General features: G+C 73.0%; 15 protein-coding genes and 1 pseudogene. 3 read left to right on the top strand and 13 right to left on the bottom strand.

What is annotated here, in order from left to right; genetic code table 11:
• On the top strand, positions 1 to 228 hold a 228-nt coding region (locus tag H297_RS44495; protein WP_486589621.1), incomplete at its 5' end, for a hypothetical protein.
• A gap of 194 nt (positions 229 to 422) precedes the next feature.
• Here the strand turns inward: H297_RS44495 and H297_RS41970 are convergent.
• On the bottom strand, positions 423 to 731 hold the full coding sequence (locus tag H297_RS41970) for a hypothetical protein (RefSeq protein ID WP_051352077.1): 309 nt from the start codon (positions 729 to 731) through the stop codon (positions 423 to 425).
• Complete coding sequence (locus H297_RS37815) at positions 731 to 1,951, bottom strand: ATP-binding protein (RefSeq protein WP_051352076.1); 1,221 nt, start codon at positions 1,949 to 1,951, stop codon at positions 731 to 733. Before H297_RS37815 ends, H297_RS41970 begins: the two co-directional genes overlap by 1 nt.
• A 253-nt stretch (positions 1,952 to 2,204) precedes the next feature.
• On the opposite strand from H297_RS37815, the pseudogene H297_RS41965 reads away from it, so the two are divergent.
• Positions 2,205 to 2,627, top strand: a pseudogene (locus H297_RS41965) (DedA family protein); the annotation flags it as partial.
• A 326-nt stretch (positions 2,628 to 2,953) separates the two neighbouring features.
• Here H297_RS41965 and proC read toward each other — a convergent pair.
• The 11 genes from proC to H297_RS0122110 form a co-directional block, all read right to left on the bottom strand.
• Entirely contained in the window at positions 2,954 to 3,757 is an 804-nt protein-coding gene (gene proC / locus H297_RS0122160; protein WP_027738844.1) for a pyrroline-5-carboxylate reductase, read from the bottom strand.
• A 128-nt stretch (positions 3,758 to 3,885) separates the two neighbouring features.
• A complete protein-coding gene (locus tag H297_RS0122155; RefSeq protein WP_027738843.1) occupies positions 3,886 to 4,623 on the bottom strand; it encodes an ABC transporter permease in 738 nt (245 codons plus the stop codon).
• 14 nt (positions 4,624 to 4,637) lie between these two features.
• The gene (locus tag H297_RS0122150) at positions 4,638 to 5,417 is read right to left on the bottom strand and encodes an ABC transporter ATP-binding protein (protein WP_027738842.1); all 780 of its coding nucleotides are present in this window, start codon (positions 5,415 to 5,417) and stop codon (positions 4,638 to 4,640) included.
• A gap of 184 nt (positions 5,418 to 5,601) precedes the next feature.
• Positions 5,602 to 7,752, bottom strand: a complete 2,151-nt coding sequence (locus tag H297_RS0122145) for an MMPL family transporter (RefSeq protein ID WP_027738841.1) — start codon at positions 7,750 to 7,752, stop codon at positions 5,602 to 5,604.
• Between the two features lie 192 nt (positions 7,753 to 7,944).
• Complete coding sequence (locus tag H297_RS0122140) at positions 7,945 to 8,238, bottom strand: hypothetical protein (protein ID WP_027738840.1); 294 nt, start codon at positions 8,236 to 8,238, stop codon at positions 7,945 to 7,947.
• A complete protein-coding gene (locus H297_RS37810) occupies positions 8,235 to 8,624 on the bottom strand; it encodes a winged helix-turn-helix domain-containing protein (RefSeq protein WP_051352075.1) in 390 nt (129 codons plus the stop codon). Before H297_RS37810 ends, H297_RS0122140 begins: the two co-directional genes overlap by 4 nt.
• Before the next feature lie 178 nt (positions 8,625 to 8,802).
• Entirely contained in the window at positions 8,803 to 9,330 is a 528-nt protein-coding gene (locus tag H297_RS0122130; RefSeq protein WP_027738839.1) for a hypothetical protein, read from the bottom strand.
• A 90-nt stretch (positions 9,331 to 9,420) separates the two neighbouring features.
• Positions 9,421 to 11,274: a dihydroxy-acid dehydratase gene (ilvD, locus tag H297_RS0122125; RefSeq protein WP_027738838.1), complete on the bottom strand. Its 1,854-nt coding sequence runs from the start codon at positions 11,272 to 11,274 to the stop codon at positions 9,421 to 9,423.
• A 116-nt stretch (positions 11,275 to 11,390) separates the two neighbouring features.
• The gene (locus H297_RS37805; RefSeq protein ID WP_037795101.1) at positions 11,391 to 12,083 is read right to left on the bottom strand and encodes a TetR/AcrR family transcriptional regulator; all 693 of its coding nucleotides are present in this window, start codon (positions 12,081 to 12,083) and stop codon (positions 11,391 to 11,393) included.
• Complete coding sequence (locus H297_RS37800) at positions 12,080 to 13,021, bottom strand: sugar phosphate isomerase/epimerase family protein (protein WP_064744859.1); 942 nt, start codon at positions 13,019 to 13,021, stop codon at positions 12,080 to 12,082. Before H297_RS37800 ends, H297_RS37805 begins: the two co-directional genes overlap by 4 nt.
• A gap of 111 nt (positions 13,022 to 13,132) precedes the next feature.
• Complete coding sequence (locus tag H297_RS0122110; RefSeq protein WP_027738837.1) at positions 13,133 to 14,065, bottom strand: Ppx/GppA phosphatase family protein; 933 nt, start codon at positions 14,063 to 14,065, stop codon at positions 13,133 to 13,135.
• Between the two features lie 83 nt (positions 14,066 to 14,148).
• Here H297_RS0122110 and H297_RS0122105 point away from each other — a divergent pair, with 83 nt between their 5' ends.
• The gene (locus H297_RS0122105; protein ID WP_027738836.1) at positions 14,149 to 15,030 is read left to right on the top strand and encodes a DUF3109 family protein; all 882 of its coding nucleotides are present in this window, start codon (positions 14,149 to 14,151) and stop codon (positions 15,028 to 15,030) included.
• Positions 15,031 to 15,051: the final 21 nt, after the last annotated feature.

Below are 15,051 nucleotides of genomic sequence, written 5' to 3'. Positions count from 1 at the left end.
AAACCAGCCATCAAGACCGGCAAGGCCGAGGTATCAACATATCTGGCGTTGACTTTTGGCACGCTGTTGAGTTCTCAAGAAACGGACGCTTCCATCGAAACCATCTCACCGGCTTCTCCGGACGTTTGCCCTTTCGGTGTCCCCGACTCTATCAGATCCGTTTTCCGGTCCGTTTCCGTACCGTCTTCCGCATCGGAATCCCCTGTCGGCGGGGCGCCTTCCGGCTGACCGCTACTTTAGAGCCTTTCCCCGCCGACTTCCAAATTGAGCCGACCGCAGAAGAAATTCGGCATGCCGAATGGACCCCTGCGAAGGGGAGACAGTGCTCTCGTAGTGATGCAGCCGAACCAGCTGAAGGGTTACCAGGAACCGTGACGGCTCCATGGCAACCCGATGAACTTTACGGAGCGCTGAGCACGGTGTCAACTGTGAGCCGCGTCTCCGCCCTTCGTGTGCGCCTCCGTGGAGACCAGGCCCTTGTGGGTCAGGTGGCTGTCGGTGAAGCAGAGGCGGTACAGGCGGGAGTTGTCGAAAGCAGCCTGCCGGTAGAAGACGCACTCGTCCGTGTGGGCGGGGTCGGCCGGGGTGCCGGGCGGGCGGGACTTGTCGTCGTACTCGTACGGGGGCAGGTGGGAGGTCACCGCGGAGCGCGGGTCGCCGAGGTGGAGGTCGGCGTAGGTCTGCTCGTCCAGTACGGACCGGTAGGAGGTGTAGAGGTTGAAGCCGTACATCAGTATTCCGACGACTGCCGTGGCGGCGGCGGGGATCCAGACGGCGTGTGCGAGGCCGCGGCGTACCCGGCGGCGGGCCTGTTCGAGTTGGGTGCCGGCGCGGGACGGCGCCGCGGGGGTGTCGGGGGCGGCGAGGGGGGGGCCTGGTGCGGGGTGAGGGGGAGGCGGGCGGTCACCTCGTAGCCGTCGCCGTGCGGCCGTGCCCGGAACGTGCCGCCTGCCTGGCGTACGCGCTCGTCGAGGCTGATGAGTCCGGTTCCGGAGCCCGCTGCCGTGGTGGTACCGGGCTCCGGGAGGGGCGCCGGTTCCGGTGCGCCGTTGACGACTGTGACGTGCACGGTGCCGCCCTCCTGGCCCAGTTCGACGGTGATGGGCGCGCCGGGGGCGTGTTTGGTCGCGTTGGTGACGGCTTCCTGGACGACGCGGTGGACGGCTCGGTCGACGAGGGCGGGGACGACGGGGACGACGGGGAGGGGGCCGGGCTCCTGCGGGGCGGGGCGGCGCAGGGTGATGCGGACGCCCGAGGCGGCGGTGCGGGCCACCAGGTCGGGGACGGACTCGGCGGTGGGGGCCGCCGAGTCCTGGCGGAGGAGGCCGATGATCTCGCTGAGGCGCTGGGTGGCGTCGGCGGCAGCCTGCCGGAGTTCGGCCGCCGGGGCGCGGGCGGCGTCGTCCACCCCTGGGGACACCTGGAGGGCTGCGGCGCGCACCGCGATGAGGCTGAGGTCGTGGCCGAGGGAGTCGTCCATGTCGCCGGCGATGCGGGACCGTTCGCGCAGCCGGGCACGGTCGGCGACCAGTCGCTGTTCGCGTTCCATGCGGGCCGCCAGATCCCAGCCGGCGGCCTGGAGGGCGTACTGCTGGCGCCGGAAGCGGCCCAGCAACCAGGGCAGGACGGCGGCGAAGAGGACGATGGTGACCAGGGTGAACCAGTCCCACAGGTCGGCGCCGGGCAGGGTGAGGGCGAGAACGAGGCCGCTCGTGCAGAGGCCGGCCACGGCGGCGAGGGAGCGGCGGACGCTTCCGGTGCGCCGTCCCAGCAGGAAGCTGAGGGTGACGAGGGCGGGGCTGAAGGTACTGGTGAACAGTTCCGGGGTGACGGCGAGGGAGAGCGCGGCGGGGACGGCCGCGGCGGCGGTCGGGGCGCGGCGGCGGTCGGGGCGCGGCGGCTGAGGAACGCCGCGACGGCGAGCAGCGGGGCGGCCACCACGCGCAGCCACAGCGGGACTTCGGTGAGGGTGAGGAGGGGGAAGGCCAGCAGCAACCAGAGGGGCAGGTCGGTCAGGAGCGTGCGGGCGCGCAGGTGGCGGTCGAGGAGGCCGAGGGGGCCCGTCCGGGGGCGGGGCGGTGGTGGGACGTCCACGAGCGTCACGGTACGGGGAGCGGACGGCGGGCACACCTGACGAAAGTGAAGGGTGGCCGAGGACGATCGTGCACTGAGCCGACGTCCCTTCGCTTCGTACGTTCCTCGGCATGAATGACGCGATGGTGCACGCGGTCGAGGGTTTCGTCAGTACGCCGTGGGTGTACGTGGCGTTCTTCGCGATCGCGCTGCTGGACGGGTTCTTCCCGGTGGTGCCGAGCGAGACCCTGGTCGTCACCCTGGGGGTGTTCTCGGCGGCGCAGGGTGAGCCGGCGTGGGCGGGGGTGGTCGTGGTGGCGGCGCTCGGCGCGTTCCTGGGGGACCACGTCTCGTACGCGATCGGGCGGCGCTCGGAGGCGCGGCTGACGGCGCGCCTGCGGGAAGGGAGCCGCCCCTGGCGCGCCTACCAGCGGGTGGGGCGGATGCTCGTCGAGCGGGGCGGGCTGGTCCTGGTCGCCGCGCGGTACATCCCGGGCGGCCGGACGGCGGCCACGCTCACCACCGGTGCGGCGGGCTTCCCGCGGCGGTTGTTCACCCGGTACGACGCCGTGGCGGTGCTGAGTTGGGCCTGCTACTCGGCGGGGCCGGGGTATGTGGGCGGCGCCGCGTTCGAGGAGACACCGTTGTACGGGGTGGCGCTCGGGCTGGCGTCGGCGTTCACCATGACGCTGGTGCACGAGGGGGTGCGTGTGGGGCGGGCTCGCCGGGGCGCGCGGAGGGACGTCCCCACCGGGCGGGACGGTGCACCGGCCCAGGAAGGGGACGGTGCACCGGCTCCGGGACGGGAGGGCGAGGTGGCCCTGGGGCGGGAGAGCGCGGTGGCCCCGCGGCAGGGCGGCGTCCTGGGGCCGCCGGGTCGTCAGCCGCCCAGTTCGCGGCTGCGGTCGCGGGCGGCCTCGATCGCGTCGATGAAGGCGGCGCGTACGCGGTGGTTCTCCAGCTCGCGGATGGCGTTGATCGTGGTGCCGCCGGGCGAGGTGACGTTCTCGCGGAGGGTGACAGGGTGTTCGCCGCTGTCGCGGAGCATGGTGGCGGCGCCGACGGCGGCCTGGACGATGAGCTCGTGGGCCTTGTCCCGGGGCAGGCCGAGTTGGATGCCCGCGTCGGTCATGGCCTCGACGAGGAAGAAGAAGTAGGCGGGGCCCGAGCCGGAGAGCGCGGTGGCGGCGTCCTGCTGGCCCTCCGGGAGGCGGAGCGTCTTGCCGACGCCGCCGAAGATCTCGTCGGCCAGGGCGAGGTGGTCCTCGGTGGCGTGGGTGCCGCCGGAGATGACGGACATGGCCTCGTCGACGAGGGCCGGGGTGTTGGCCATGACACGGATGACGGGCGTGCCCCGGGACAGCCGCTGTTCGAGGTAGCCGGTGGTGATGCCGGCGGCGCCGCTGATGACCAGCCGGTCGGCGGGCACGTGCGGGGCGAGCTCGTCCAGCAGGGCGGACATGTCCTGGGGCTTGGGTGTGAGGATGAGGATGTCGGCGGACTTGGCGGCCTCGGCGTTGCCGACCGGTTCGACGCCGTAGCGCTCACGCAGTTCGGCCGCGCGTTCGGGGCGCCGAGTGGTGACCAGCAGGCGGGAGGGGGACCAGCCGCCTCGGAGCATGCCGGAGAGCAGGGCTTCCCCGATCTTGCCGGTGCCGAGGACCGCGACGTTCTGGGTGGTCATGGAGTGTGCTTCCCCTCGTGCCTCGTCGTGGGCCCGTGCCGGGCCGGTGCCGTGGGGCGCCGCCGGGCGCGCGCCCCGTGCCGGACTCATCCTCGCACCGGCAGGTGGCCGGCGGTCGCCCGCCCGCGTCAGGCCGTGCGGCGGCGGAGGGTGGCGGCGCCGAGGGCGAGGACGAGGAGGGCGCTGCCCGCGACGACGGCGACATCGCGCACGAAGTCGCCGGTGGCGCCGGTGTGGTGCAGGACTTCCGTCATGCCGTCGACCGCGTAGGACATGGGCAGGACGTCGGAGAGTGCTTCGAGGACGGGCTGCATGCTGCCGCGCGGGGCGAACAGTCCGCACAGCAGGATCTGCGGAAAGATCAGTGCGGGCATGAACTGGACGACCTGGAACTCGGAGGCGGCGAAGGCCGAGACGAACAGTCCCAGCGCCGTGCCCAGCAGCGCGTCGAGGAGCGCGACCAGGAGCAGCAGCCAGGGTGAACCGGCGATGTCCAGGTCGAGGAACCAGACGGCGACTCCGGTGGCGAGTGCGGCCTGCACGACGGCCAGGACGCCGAAGGCCAGCGCGTAACCGAGGATGAGGTCGGCCTTGCCCAGCGGCATGGACAGCAGCCGCTCCAGGGTTCCGGAGGTGCGCTCGCGCAGGGTGGCGATGGAGGTGACCAGGAACATCGTCACCAGCGGGAAGATGCCCAGCAGCGAGGCGCCGATGCTGTCGAAGGCCCGGCGGTCCGCGTCGAAGACGTAGTACAGCAGGACGAGCAGCAGGATCGGGACGAGCAGCAGCAGGGCGATGGTGCGGGGGTCGTGCCCGAGCTGGCGCAGGACGCGGCGCGCGGTGGCGAGCGTGCGGGAGGCGTTCATGAGGGTCCTCGCGGTCAGTGGTGGGTGGGCCCGGGGGCGGGTTCCTGGCTGCGGGCCGTGTCGACGAGCGTGAGGAAGGCCTCCTCGACGGTGTCGGTGCGGGTGGCCTCGCGGAGGGCCTGGGGGGTGTCGGCGGCCAGCAGGGTGCCGTCGCGGACGAGCAGCAGGTGCTCGCAGCGGTCGGCCTCGTCCATGACGTGCGAGGAGATCAACAGGGTGGTGCCCGCGGCGGCGAGGCGGTGGAAGAGGTCCCACAGGTCGCGGCGGAGCACCGGGTCGAGGCCGACGGTGGGCTCGTCGAGGACGAGCAGTTCGGGGGTGCCGAGCAGGGCGACGGCCAGCGAGACGCGGGAGGCCTGGCCGCCGGAGAGGTTGCCCGCCAGGTCGTCGGCGTGCGAGGTGAGGTCGACGTCGGTGAGGGCCCGGGTGACGGCGGCGGCGCGGTCGGTACGGGGGATGCCGAGGACGGCGGCGTAGTAGTCGAGGTTCTGGCGGGCGGTCAGGTCGCCGTAGACGGAGGGTGCCTGGGTGACGTAGCCGACGCGGGAGCGCAGCGGCGCGGAGCCGGCGGGCCTGCCGAGGACGTCCAGGGTGCCGGTGACCTTGGCCTGGGTGCCGACGATCGCCCGGATGAGGGTGGACTTCCCGCTGCCGGAGGGGCCCAGGAGCCCGGTGACGGTGCCGGGGGCGATGTCGAAGGAGAGGCCGTCCAGGACGCGGCGGGCGCCGCGGTGGACGGTGAGGCCCTCGGCGTGCACGGCGGGCTCCGCGGGGGCGGGAGGCGGGTTATTCATCACCCGATGAATTATGGGACGGGTGGCGGACGGGCGTCAAGGAGACGGACGGCCGCCGCACACACCGGTGCCCCACCGACCGCGCTCCCGCACGAGCGGTGGGGCACCGTCCGGCCCTGTGCCGGTGACAGGGCCCAGGCCCTCGCCCGGGGGGCCGGGGCGGGCCTTCGTCCCGGTGACGGGGTCAGGCCCTCGCCGGCTCCCGCTGCTCCTCCTCCGTCGAAGGTGCGGGCCCCACGCGGCGGCCCGGTCGGCTCGGCCACCAGATGCGGGCACCGAGGTCCAGGGCCAGGGAGGGCACCAGGACGGTGCGGACCAGGAAGGTGTCCAGCAGCACGCCGAGGCCCACCAGCACGCCCAGCTGCGCCATCGACACCAGCGGCATGGAGGCGAACACCGCGAAGGTGGCGGCGAGCACGACCCCCGCGGAGGTGATCACCCCGCCGGTGGAGGTGAGTCCGGCCAGTACGCCCTTGGTGTGACCCTGCCGGGCCACCTCTTCGCGGACCCGGGTCATGAGGAAGATGTTGTAGTCGATGCCGAGCGCGACGAGGAAGACGAAACCCATCAGCGGGAGGGTGTTGTCCAGCGCGGCGAAGCCCAGCAGGTGGGTGAAGAGCAGGTTGGAGGCTCCCAGCGCGCCGAAGTAGGAGAGCACGACCGTCGCCAGCAGCAGCAACGGTGCGACCAGGGCGCGCAGCAGGGCGACCAGCACGAGCAGGACGACGGCCAGCACGACCGGGACGACGGTCCTCAGATCGCTCTCGGCGGCGCGCCGGGTGTCCAGCGACTCGGCGGTCGTGCCGCCCACCAGCGCGTGGGCGCCCGCCACCTGGTGCACGGCCGTACGGACCCGTTCGACGGTCTGCTTGGCGGCGTCGCTGTCGGGGGCGTCGTCCAGGACGACGGCCAGCGAGGTCAGCTTCCCGTCAGCGGTGCGGCCTTCCGGCCGTACGGACTCCACGCCGTCGAGGTCCGCGACGGTCCGCCGCACCTGCTCACGCGCGTCGCTGCGCAGCACGACGGTGGCCGGGTCGGAGGCGCCCGAGGGGTAGTGCGCGGACAGCCTCTCCTGGGCGACCACGGACTCGGGCTTGTCCCGGTACATCTCCGCGTCGGTCAGGCCCATGGTCAGGCCGGTCGCGCTCAGCGCCAGTACGGCCGTCGCCCCGGCCGACATCAGCCACGACCAGCGCGGCCGGAGCGCCAGGGCGGCTCCGATGCGGGCCCAGACGGTGCGGGCGGCGCGCGGCCGGGTCCCGTACCGCGGGACGAACGGCCAGAACACCCACCGTCCCGTCAGCACCAGCAGCGCCGGCAGCACCGTGATCATCGCGAGCAGGGCGCAGACGACGCCGACCGCGCCGACCAGGCCCAGCGAACGCGCGGAGTTGATGTCGGCGAGGGCCAGACAGGCCAGCCCGACGGCGATCGTGCCCGCGGATGCGACGACCGCCGGGCCCGAGCGGCGCAGCGCGAGCCGCATCGCCGTGTGCCGGTCCTCGTGCCGGTGCAGTTCCTCGCGGTAGCGGGCGATCAGCAGCAGCGCGTAGTCGGTGCCCACGCCGAAGACGAGCACCATGAGGATGCCCGCGCTCTGCGGGTCGACGGGCAGGGCGGCGTACTTCGCCAGCAGGTACGTGGTCGCCTGGGTCGCCGCCGCGGCGAAGCCGACCGACAGGACGGGGAAGAGCCACAGCAGCGGGCTGCGGTAGGTCACCAGGAGCAGCAGCGTGACGACGGCGCCGGTGGCCAGCGTCAGGGTGGAGTCGAGGTCGTCGAAGACCTCGACGCTGTCGGTCAGCGAACCGGCCGGGCCGCCGACCGCCACGTCCAGCCCGGGTGGCGCGTGCGCGGCCGCGACCGTGCGGACCTTCTTCAGGTCGGCGGTGATGTCGTCGCTGCCGGTGGACAGTGGGACGACCAGCATCAGCGCCCGGCCGTCCCGCGAGGGCACCGGCCCTGTGACCTGCTCGCCCTCGGGCACCAGCGGAGCGAAGGCGGCGCGGTCGGCGCGTGCCTCGGCGGCGTCGGCCCGCGTGGTGCCGGAGCCGGGACGGGAGTAGACGGCGACCGCGGGGATGATCTCGTCGTCGCCGCGGAACTTCTCCAGCTCGGTGTTGACCCGGGCGGACTCGGCGTTGCCGGGCAGGAACGCGTTGGCGCTGCTGTCCTCGACCTCGCCGAGCTTCCCGGCGAGCGGGCCGAGCGCCAGGACGATCAGCAACCAGGCGGCGAGGACGAGCCACTTGCCGCGCGTGCCGCCGGGCGCGGTGGCCAGACGGCGCAGCACGCGGAAGTGTCTTGCGGCCGGATGCCGCGGGACGGCAGGCATGGGTAACCTCCAGGGTGTGGGTGTGGGACGCGAGGGGTTCGCGAAGTGCTCACGCTCACGTGTACGGCCGGGAGTTGCCGCTCCCGGCCGTACGAGCGCCGGTGGTGCCAGGGGCGGTGACGACGCCTCCGCCGTCACGCGCCGTTCGTACGCGCACGCCTACTCGTACCCGTACGTGTCATGCGCTCTCGTTCACTCGACCTCGCGCATCATCTTCTCCATGGAGGCGATCGACTGCCGTGCCTGCGTCAGTTCCTCGACGCTGCGCCGGTGCAGTTCGACGTTGTCCTCCAGAAGCTGCGCGTACTTGAGGGACAACTGCTTGTACTGGTGCTCGCGGGCCGCCAGCATCCGGGCCCGCCAGGTGGCGGCGAGCTGCCAGACGACGACGATCAGCAGGACGAAGACCCCTGCGGTGCCCAGCGCCGCCGCCCACACACCGGCCGGATCGGTCGGTGGCGCCGCGGTCGTGAGGTACTCGTTCACGTCGCTCTCTCCTTCTCGTCCTGCTGCTGCGCGTCCGGCGCGGGCTCCGTCGGCTGCGGCTCGTCCGGGGACCGGTCGGTGAGGGTCCGGGCCGCCTCGGCGACGACCTGCGGGGTCAGCGCGTAGGCGAACGGGGACACCTCGAAGTACTTCATGGCCTTGCCGCTGTCGGACAGCTCCAGCGACCCGACCACCAGACCGGCGGCCTCCAGCCGCTGGAGGTGCATGTGCAACAGCGGGCGGCTCATACCGATCTCGCGGGCGAGCCTGCTGACGTAGTTGCGGCCCTCGGCGAGCGCCGCGACGATCCGCATCCGGTGCGGGTTGCCCAACGCTGCGAGGACGCGCAGCAGTTCGTCTCCTGTCGGGGTCTCGATCGCGCTCACCGCGACCCCTCTCCGTGGGGTGTAAGGAAAAGCTGACACGTGACACTGTGAGGTGTCGAGAGGGACGAGCTCTTGTCCGGGACGAGTCAGGGTTCCCCCTGACACGACTGCGGGAGGGCCCCGAGGACCCTCCCGCGGTGACCGGTTGCCGTGACCGGCGGCGGTGACCGGCGGCCGGTCAGCGCCTGCGCTTCTTCTTGCGGCCCGCCGCCGGGTTGCCCGTGCGCGACCTCCGCTGCCGCTCGTGGCGGGCCAGCGCCTCCTCGTACTCGCGCCGGTGCAGCCGCTCGCCGGGCGCCTCCACGCAGCTGCGCAGCGCGTAGGCCAGCAGCACACCGATGAAGCCGATGATCCTGATGCTGTGCATCGAGGACTCGGCTGCCGCGTCCCGCTCGTTCGGGCGGCGGGTCCAGGAGGTCAGGGCGCGGGCGAACGCCATGGCGCTGCACGCGGCGAACGCGACGACCAGCAGGATGCTCGCCCAGCTGCCGATGTCGGCCACCACGACGCCCTGGTAGGCGAAGCGCAGCACGAACGCGCCGGCGACCGCCGCCAGTACCGCGCCCAGCCCGAGGCCGACCCGGCGCAGCAGATAGCCGCCGGAGTGGTCGAGCCAGGTGGTGCCGTAGAAGCGGAGCGGTTCGGGTGCCGGCCCGTGAGCGGCCGGCACGCTGTTCTCGGGGGTCTTCTTCGAGCTGTCGGGCACGGTTCGATTATCGCGCGACCCCGAGACGACGCCGGGCCGGGCCCCGCGAGGGCCCGGCCCGGTCGGTGCAGCGCAGTCGCTGCGGTGCGCTCAGCGCTCCAGCAAGGTCACGTCCCGCACGGCGCCCCGGTCGGCGCTGGTGGCCATCGCGGCGTAGGCGCGCAGTGCGGTGGAGACCTTGCGCTCGCGGCCCGCGGGGGCGTAGCGGCCGCCCAGGGCCTCGCGGCGGGCAGCCAGTGTCTCCTGTGGCACGTCGAGCCGCAGCGCGCGGTTCGGGATGTCGATGACGACGGTGTCGCCGTCCTCCACCAGCGCGATGGCGCCGCCGCCGGCCGCCTCCGGGGAGATGTGGCCGATCGACAGGCCCGACGTACCGCCGGAGAACCGGCCGTCGGTGATCAGCGCGCAGGCCTTGCCCAGGCCGCGGCCCTTGAGGAACGAGGTCGGGTAGAGCATCTCCTGCATGCCCGGGCCGCCCTTGGGGCCCTCGAAGCGGATGACGACGACGTCGCCCTCCTTGACCGTCTTGTCGAGGATCTTCTGAACGGCGTCCTCCTGCGACTCGCAGACCACAGCAGGACCGGTGAAGGTCAGGATCGACTCGTCGACGCCCGCCGTCTTCACCACGCAGCCGTTCTCCGCCAGGTTGCCGTAGAGCACCGCCAGGCCGCCCTCCGCGGAGTAGGCGTGCTCGACGTCGCGGATGCAGCCGCCGGCCGCGTCGACCTCCAGCGACTCCCACCGCTCGGACTGCGAGAACGCCTCGGCGGAGCGCACGCAGCCGGGCGCGGCGTGGAAGAGCTCGACGGCCTCCGTGGACGGGGAGCCGCCGCGGATGTCCCAGGTCTTGAGCCATTCGGCCAGCGAGTCGGCGTGCACGGTGTGCACGTCCTCGTTGAGCAGGCCGCCCCGGTACAGCTCGCCGAGGATGGCGGGGATGCCGCCGGCGCGGTGCACGTCCTCCATGTAGTACGTGCCGCCGGGGGCGACGTTCGGGGCGACCTTGGCCAGGCAGGGCAGCTTGCGGGAGAGCTGGTCGATGTCGTGCATCGTGAAGTCCAGCTCGGCCTCCTGGGCCGCCGCCAGCAGGTGCAGGATCGTGTTGGTGGAGCCGCCCATGGCGATGTCGAGGGCCATGGCGTTCTCGAACGCGGCACGGGAGCCGACGCTGCGCGGCAGCACGGTCGCGTCGTCCTGGTCGTAGTACCGCCGGGCGATGTCGACGACCGTGCGGCCCGCCGTCTCGTACAGCTCCTTGCGGGCCGTGTGGGTGGCCAGGGTGGAGCCGTTGCCGGGCAGCGCCAGGCCGAGGGCCTCGGTGAGGCAGTTCATCGAGTTCGCGGTGAACATGCCGGAACAGGAGCCGCAGGTCGGACAGGCGTTCTCCTCGATGCGGAGGACGTCCGCGTCGGAGACCTTGTCGTTGGCGGCCTCCGACATCGCGTCGATCAGGTCCAGCTTGCGGACGGTGCCGTTGACCAGCGTGGCGCGGCCGGCCTCCATGGGGCCGCCGGAGACGAAGACCGTGGGGACGTTCAGCCGCATCGCGGCCATCAGCATCCCCGGCGTGATCTTGTCGCAGTTGGAGATGCAGATCAGCGCGTCCGCGCAGTGCGCCTCGACCATGTACTCGACCGAGTCGGCGATCAGGTCGCGGGACGGCAGCGAGTAGAGCATGCCGCCGTGGCCCATGGCGATGCCGTCGTCCACCGCGATGGAGTTGAACTCGCGCGGGATGCCGCCCGCCGCCTTGACCGCCTCGCTGACGATGCGGCCGACCGGCTGCAGATGGGTGTGGCCCGGCACGAACTCGGTGAAGCTGTTGGCCACCGCCACGATGGGCTTGCCGAAGTCCTCGCGCGCTACGCCGGACGCCTGCATGAGGGCGCGCGCCCCCGCCATGTTGCGTCCGTGGGTGACGGTGCGGGACCTCAGCTCGGGCATGGCTGCCTCTCCCTTGAAAGCACGTGCGGCCGCGCAAACGCTGCGGCGTGATGCGGTTGGCTCGACTCGGATGGCTCGTGAAAGCTCCTGGAACGTCCGAGGGTACGCCCGTGGGCTCAAGATCCGGACAGGGAGTCCGGATCCTGGACGGAACGGCCGCTTCCGGCCGGACCCGTCAGGTGCTGCTGCACGATCGGCGCCAGCCGCTCGATCACCGCCTCCACCGGCTCGGATGCCAGCGGCTCCAGCTTGATCACGTACCGCAGCACCGCCGCCCCCACGAGCTGCGCCGCCGCCAGATTCGTCCGCAGCTCCGCGTCCGGAAGCTCCAGCACCGCCGCCACCCGCGCGACCAGCGCACGGGACACCAGCCCCCGGAAGACGGCCGCCGCCCGTTCGTTGTTGACGGCCGAGCGGACGATGGCCAGCACCGGCTCCCGGGTGGCCGTCTCCTCCCAGACACCCATGAACGCACGGGCGACCACCTCGCCCACCCGCTGCGCTCCCGCCGCCTCGACGAGGTCGGGAACCGCCAGCGCCGGCGCGAACGCGCCCTCCACGGCGGCGGCGAACACCTGCTCCTTGGTGCCGAAGTAGTGGTGCACCAGCGCCGCGTCCACACCCGCTCCGCGGGCGATCGCCCGCACCGACGCCCTGTCGTACCCGCGCTCGGCGAACTCGCCCCGCGCCGACGCCAGGATGCGCTCCCGCGCGCCGGGCCCCTCCTCGCCGCTGCCCCGCGCCGGGCGGCCCCTCCTGCGGGGCGGCGACGCGTCCTGGGACCCGCCCCCGCCCGCCGGTGCGCTCACCCCTCCCCCCGGCACCGCCCGGCGGGACTCCCGCCACCGGTGGTGGGGCCCGCCGTGGGACCCGGTCCCGGGACGGGGCCTGCGCCGGGCCGGACCGCGCCCGGACCGCCTGCCGGACCCGCGGCGGAGCCCGGCGCCCCGTCCGCGGTGGGGGCGGCCAGGTGCAGCCGGGTGTAGGCCAGCGCCTCGGCCAGGTCCTCCTCACGCTCGGCGGCGGACATGGCACGCCGGGTGTTGACCTCCACGACGACGTGCCCGTCGAACCCGCGCGCCGCCAGCCGCTCCAGCACCTCGGCACACGGCTGCGAGCCGCGCCCCGGCACCAGGTGCTCGTCCTTGGCGGAGCCGTTCCCGTCGGCGATGTGGACGTGGCCCAGCCGGTCTCCCATCCGCTCCACCATCGCGAGCGTGTCGTTGCGCGCGGTGGCCGTGTGCGACAGGTCGATCGTGAAGTGCCGGTAGTCGTTCTGCGTCGGGTCCCAGTCGGGGGCGTAGGCCAGCATCTCGCGGTCGCGGTAACGCCACGGGTACATGTTCTCCACCGCGAACCGGACGTCGGTCTCGTCGGCCATCCGCCACACACCGCGCTCGAACTCGCGGGCGTAGGAGCGCTGCCAGCGGAACGGCGGGTGCACGACGACGGTCGAGGCGCCCAGCGTCTCGGCGGCCGTCCGCGCCCGCACCAGCTTCTCCCAGGGATCCTTCGCCCACACCCGCTGCGTGATCAGCAGACACGGGGCGTGCACGGCCAGGATGGGAACCCCGTGGAAGTCCGACAGCCGACGCAGCGCCTCCACGTCCTGGCTGACCGGATCCGTCCAGACCATGACCTCGACGCCGTCGTAGCCGAGGCGTGCGGCGATCTCGAACGCCGCCGCCGTCGACTCCGGGTACACCGACGCGGTCGACAGGGCGACCTTCGCCTGGGGAACCCGCACGCTTTCGATGCCCACCCGGCCACCCTAAGCGCGCTCCGCCCTCCGCGACGGAGTGCCCCCTCGCGCGCCCGCCCGCTCGCCCCGGGCCGCCTCGACCACCTGCCCGCCCGCCTACGCCGCGGGCAGGTGGTCGAGGCGGCGCAGGATGACGCCCTCGCGCAGCGCCCAGGGGCAGATCTCCAGCTCGTCGACGCGGAAGAGGTCCATGGCGGCCTCGGCCACCAGCGCGCCGGCCAGAAGCTGGCGGGCGCGGCCCTCCGAGACGCCGGGCAGCGCGGCCCGCTTCGCCGCGGGCATCGCCGCGAGCTCGGGCACCCGCTCCTCCAGCGCCGAGCGGCTCAGCACCCGCCGTGCGGACTGCCCCTCCGCGCTGCGGGGCGCGCCCGCCACCCGGGCGAGCTGCTTGAACGTCTTGGAGGTGGCCACCACGTGATCGGGCGGGCAGAACCGGTTGAAGTCCCCCACCGTGCGGGCGATCTCCGCACGCACGTGCCGCCGCAGCGCCCGCACGTCCGCGGGGTCGGGCGGATCGCCGGGCAGCCGGTCCGCGGTGAGCCGCCCGGCGCCCAGCGGCAGCGACACGGCCGTGTCGGGGACCTCGTCCAGCCCGTAGGCGACCTCCAGGGAGCCCCCGCCGATGTCCAGCACCAGCAGCCGCCCGGCCGACCAGCCGAACCAGCGCCGCACGGCGAGGAACGTCAACCGGGCCTCGTCGGCGCCCGAGAGCACCTCCAGCTTGATGCCGGTCTCCTCCGCGACGCGGTCGAGCACCTGTTCCGCGTTGGCGGCCTCGCGTACGGCGGACGTCGCGAACGGCAGCAGCGCCTCGACGCCCTTGTCCTCGGACACCTCGACCGCCTCGGCGACGGTGGCGGTCATCCGCTGCACGCCCTCCTCACTGAGGGACCCGTCCGCCTCCAGCAGCTCGGCGAGTCTGAGCGTCGCCTTGTGCGAGTACGCGGGCAGCGGGCGGGCACCGGGGTGCGCGTCCACCACCAGCAGGTGGACCGTGTTCGAACCCACGTCGAGAACACCGAGTCGCATACCAGCACGCTAGCCGCTCACCGGCCGCCTGCGCCGGGGAGCGGCGTACGGGAGGAACGCCCCACGCCCCGTACGCTGGTCGTGTGGGTACGACGAAAGCGGCGAAGCAGCAGAAGCAGGGCGGCGTACGCGGGGCGCAGGACGCGGCGGACGAGGCCCCCCGGCGGGGCGCGGCCCGCGACGAGGAGGTCGGGCTCGACTTCCCGCGCGCCTGGGTGGAGTTCCCCGACCCCGCCGACGACGAACAGGTCTTCCGCTGCGACCTGACGTGGCTGACCTCCCGCTGGAACTGCCTGTTCGGCAACGGCTGCCAGGGCATCACCGAGGGCTCCGCGGCCGCCGGGTGCTGCACCCTGGGCGCCCACTTCTCCGACGAGGAGGACGAAGAGCGCGTCGCCGAGCACGTGGCACGCCTCACTCCCGAGATGTGGCAGCACCACGACGTCGGCACCGGCCCCCTCGGCTGGACCGAGGTCAACGAGGAGGGCGAGCGCCAGACGCGGCGCTGGGAGGGCGCCTGCATCTTCCACAACCGCACCGGTTTCGCGGCCGGCGCGGGCTGCGCTCTGCACCTGCTGGCTTTGCGGGAGGACCGCGAACCGCTGGAGACCAAGCCGGACGTCTGCTGGCAGGTACCGATCCGTCGCACCTACGAGTGGGTGGAGCTGCCGGACGGCGAAGAGGTGCTCTACGTCTCCATCGGCGAGTACGACCGCCGGGGTTGGGGCGGCGGCGGGCACGACCTGCACTGGTGGTGCACATCGGCACCGTCCGCGCACGGCGCAGGACGGCCCGTCTACCTCTCCTACCGCGCCGAGCTGACCGAGCTGATGGGCAAGGCCGGCTACGACAAGCTGGCCGAGCTGTGCGAGCAGCGGCTGGCGAGCGAGCTTCCCCTGCTGGCCCCGCACCCCGCCACCGAGGCCCGCCACGCGTCCTCCGGGACCACCACCGGGAACACCTGACACCCGCTCCGACGCCGCGCA

Source organism: Streptomyces sp. CNT360 (assembly GCF_000424785.1).
The sequence above is the reverse complement of the archived record's forward strand: the minus strand, read 5'-3'. Positions and strand labels throughout refer to the sequence as shown.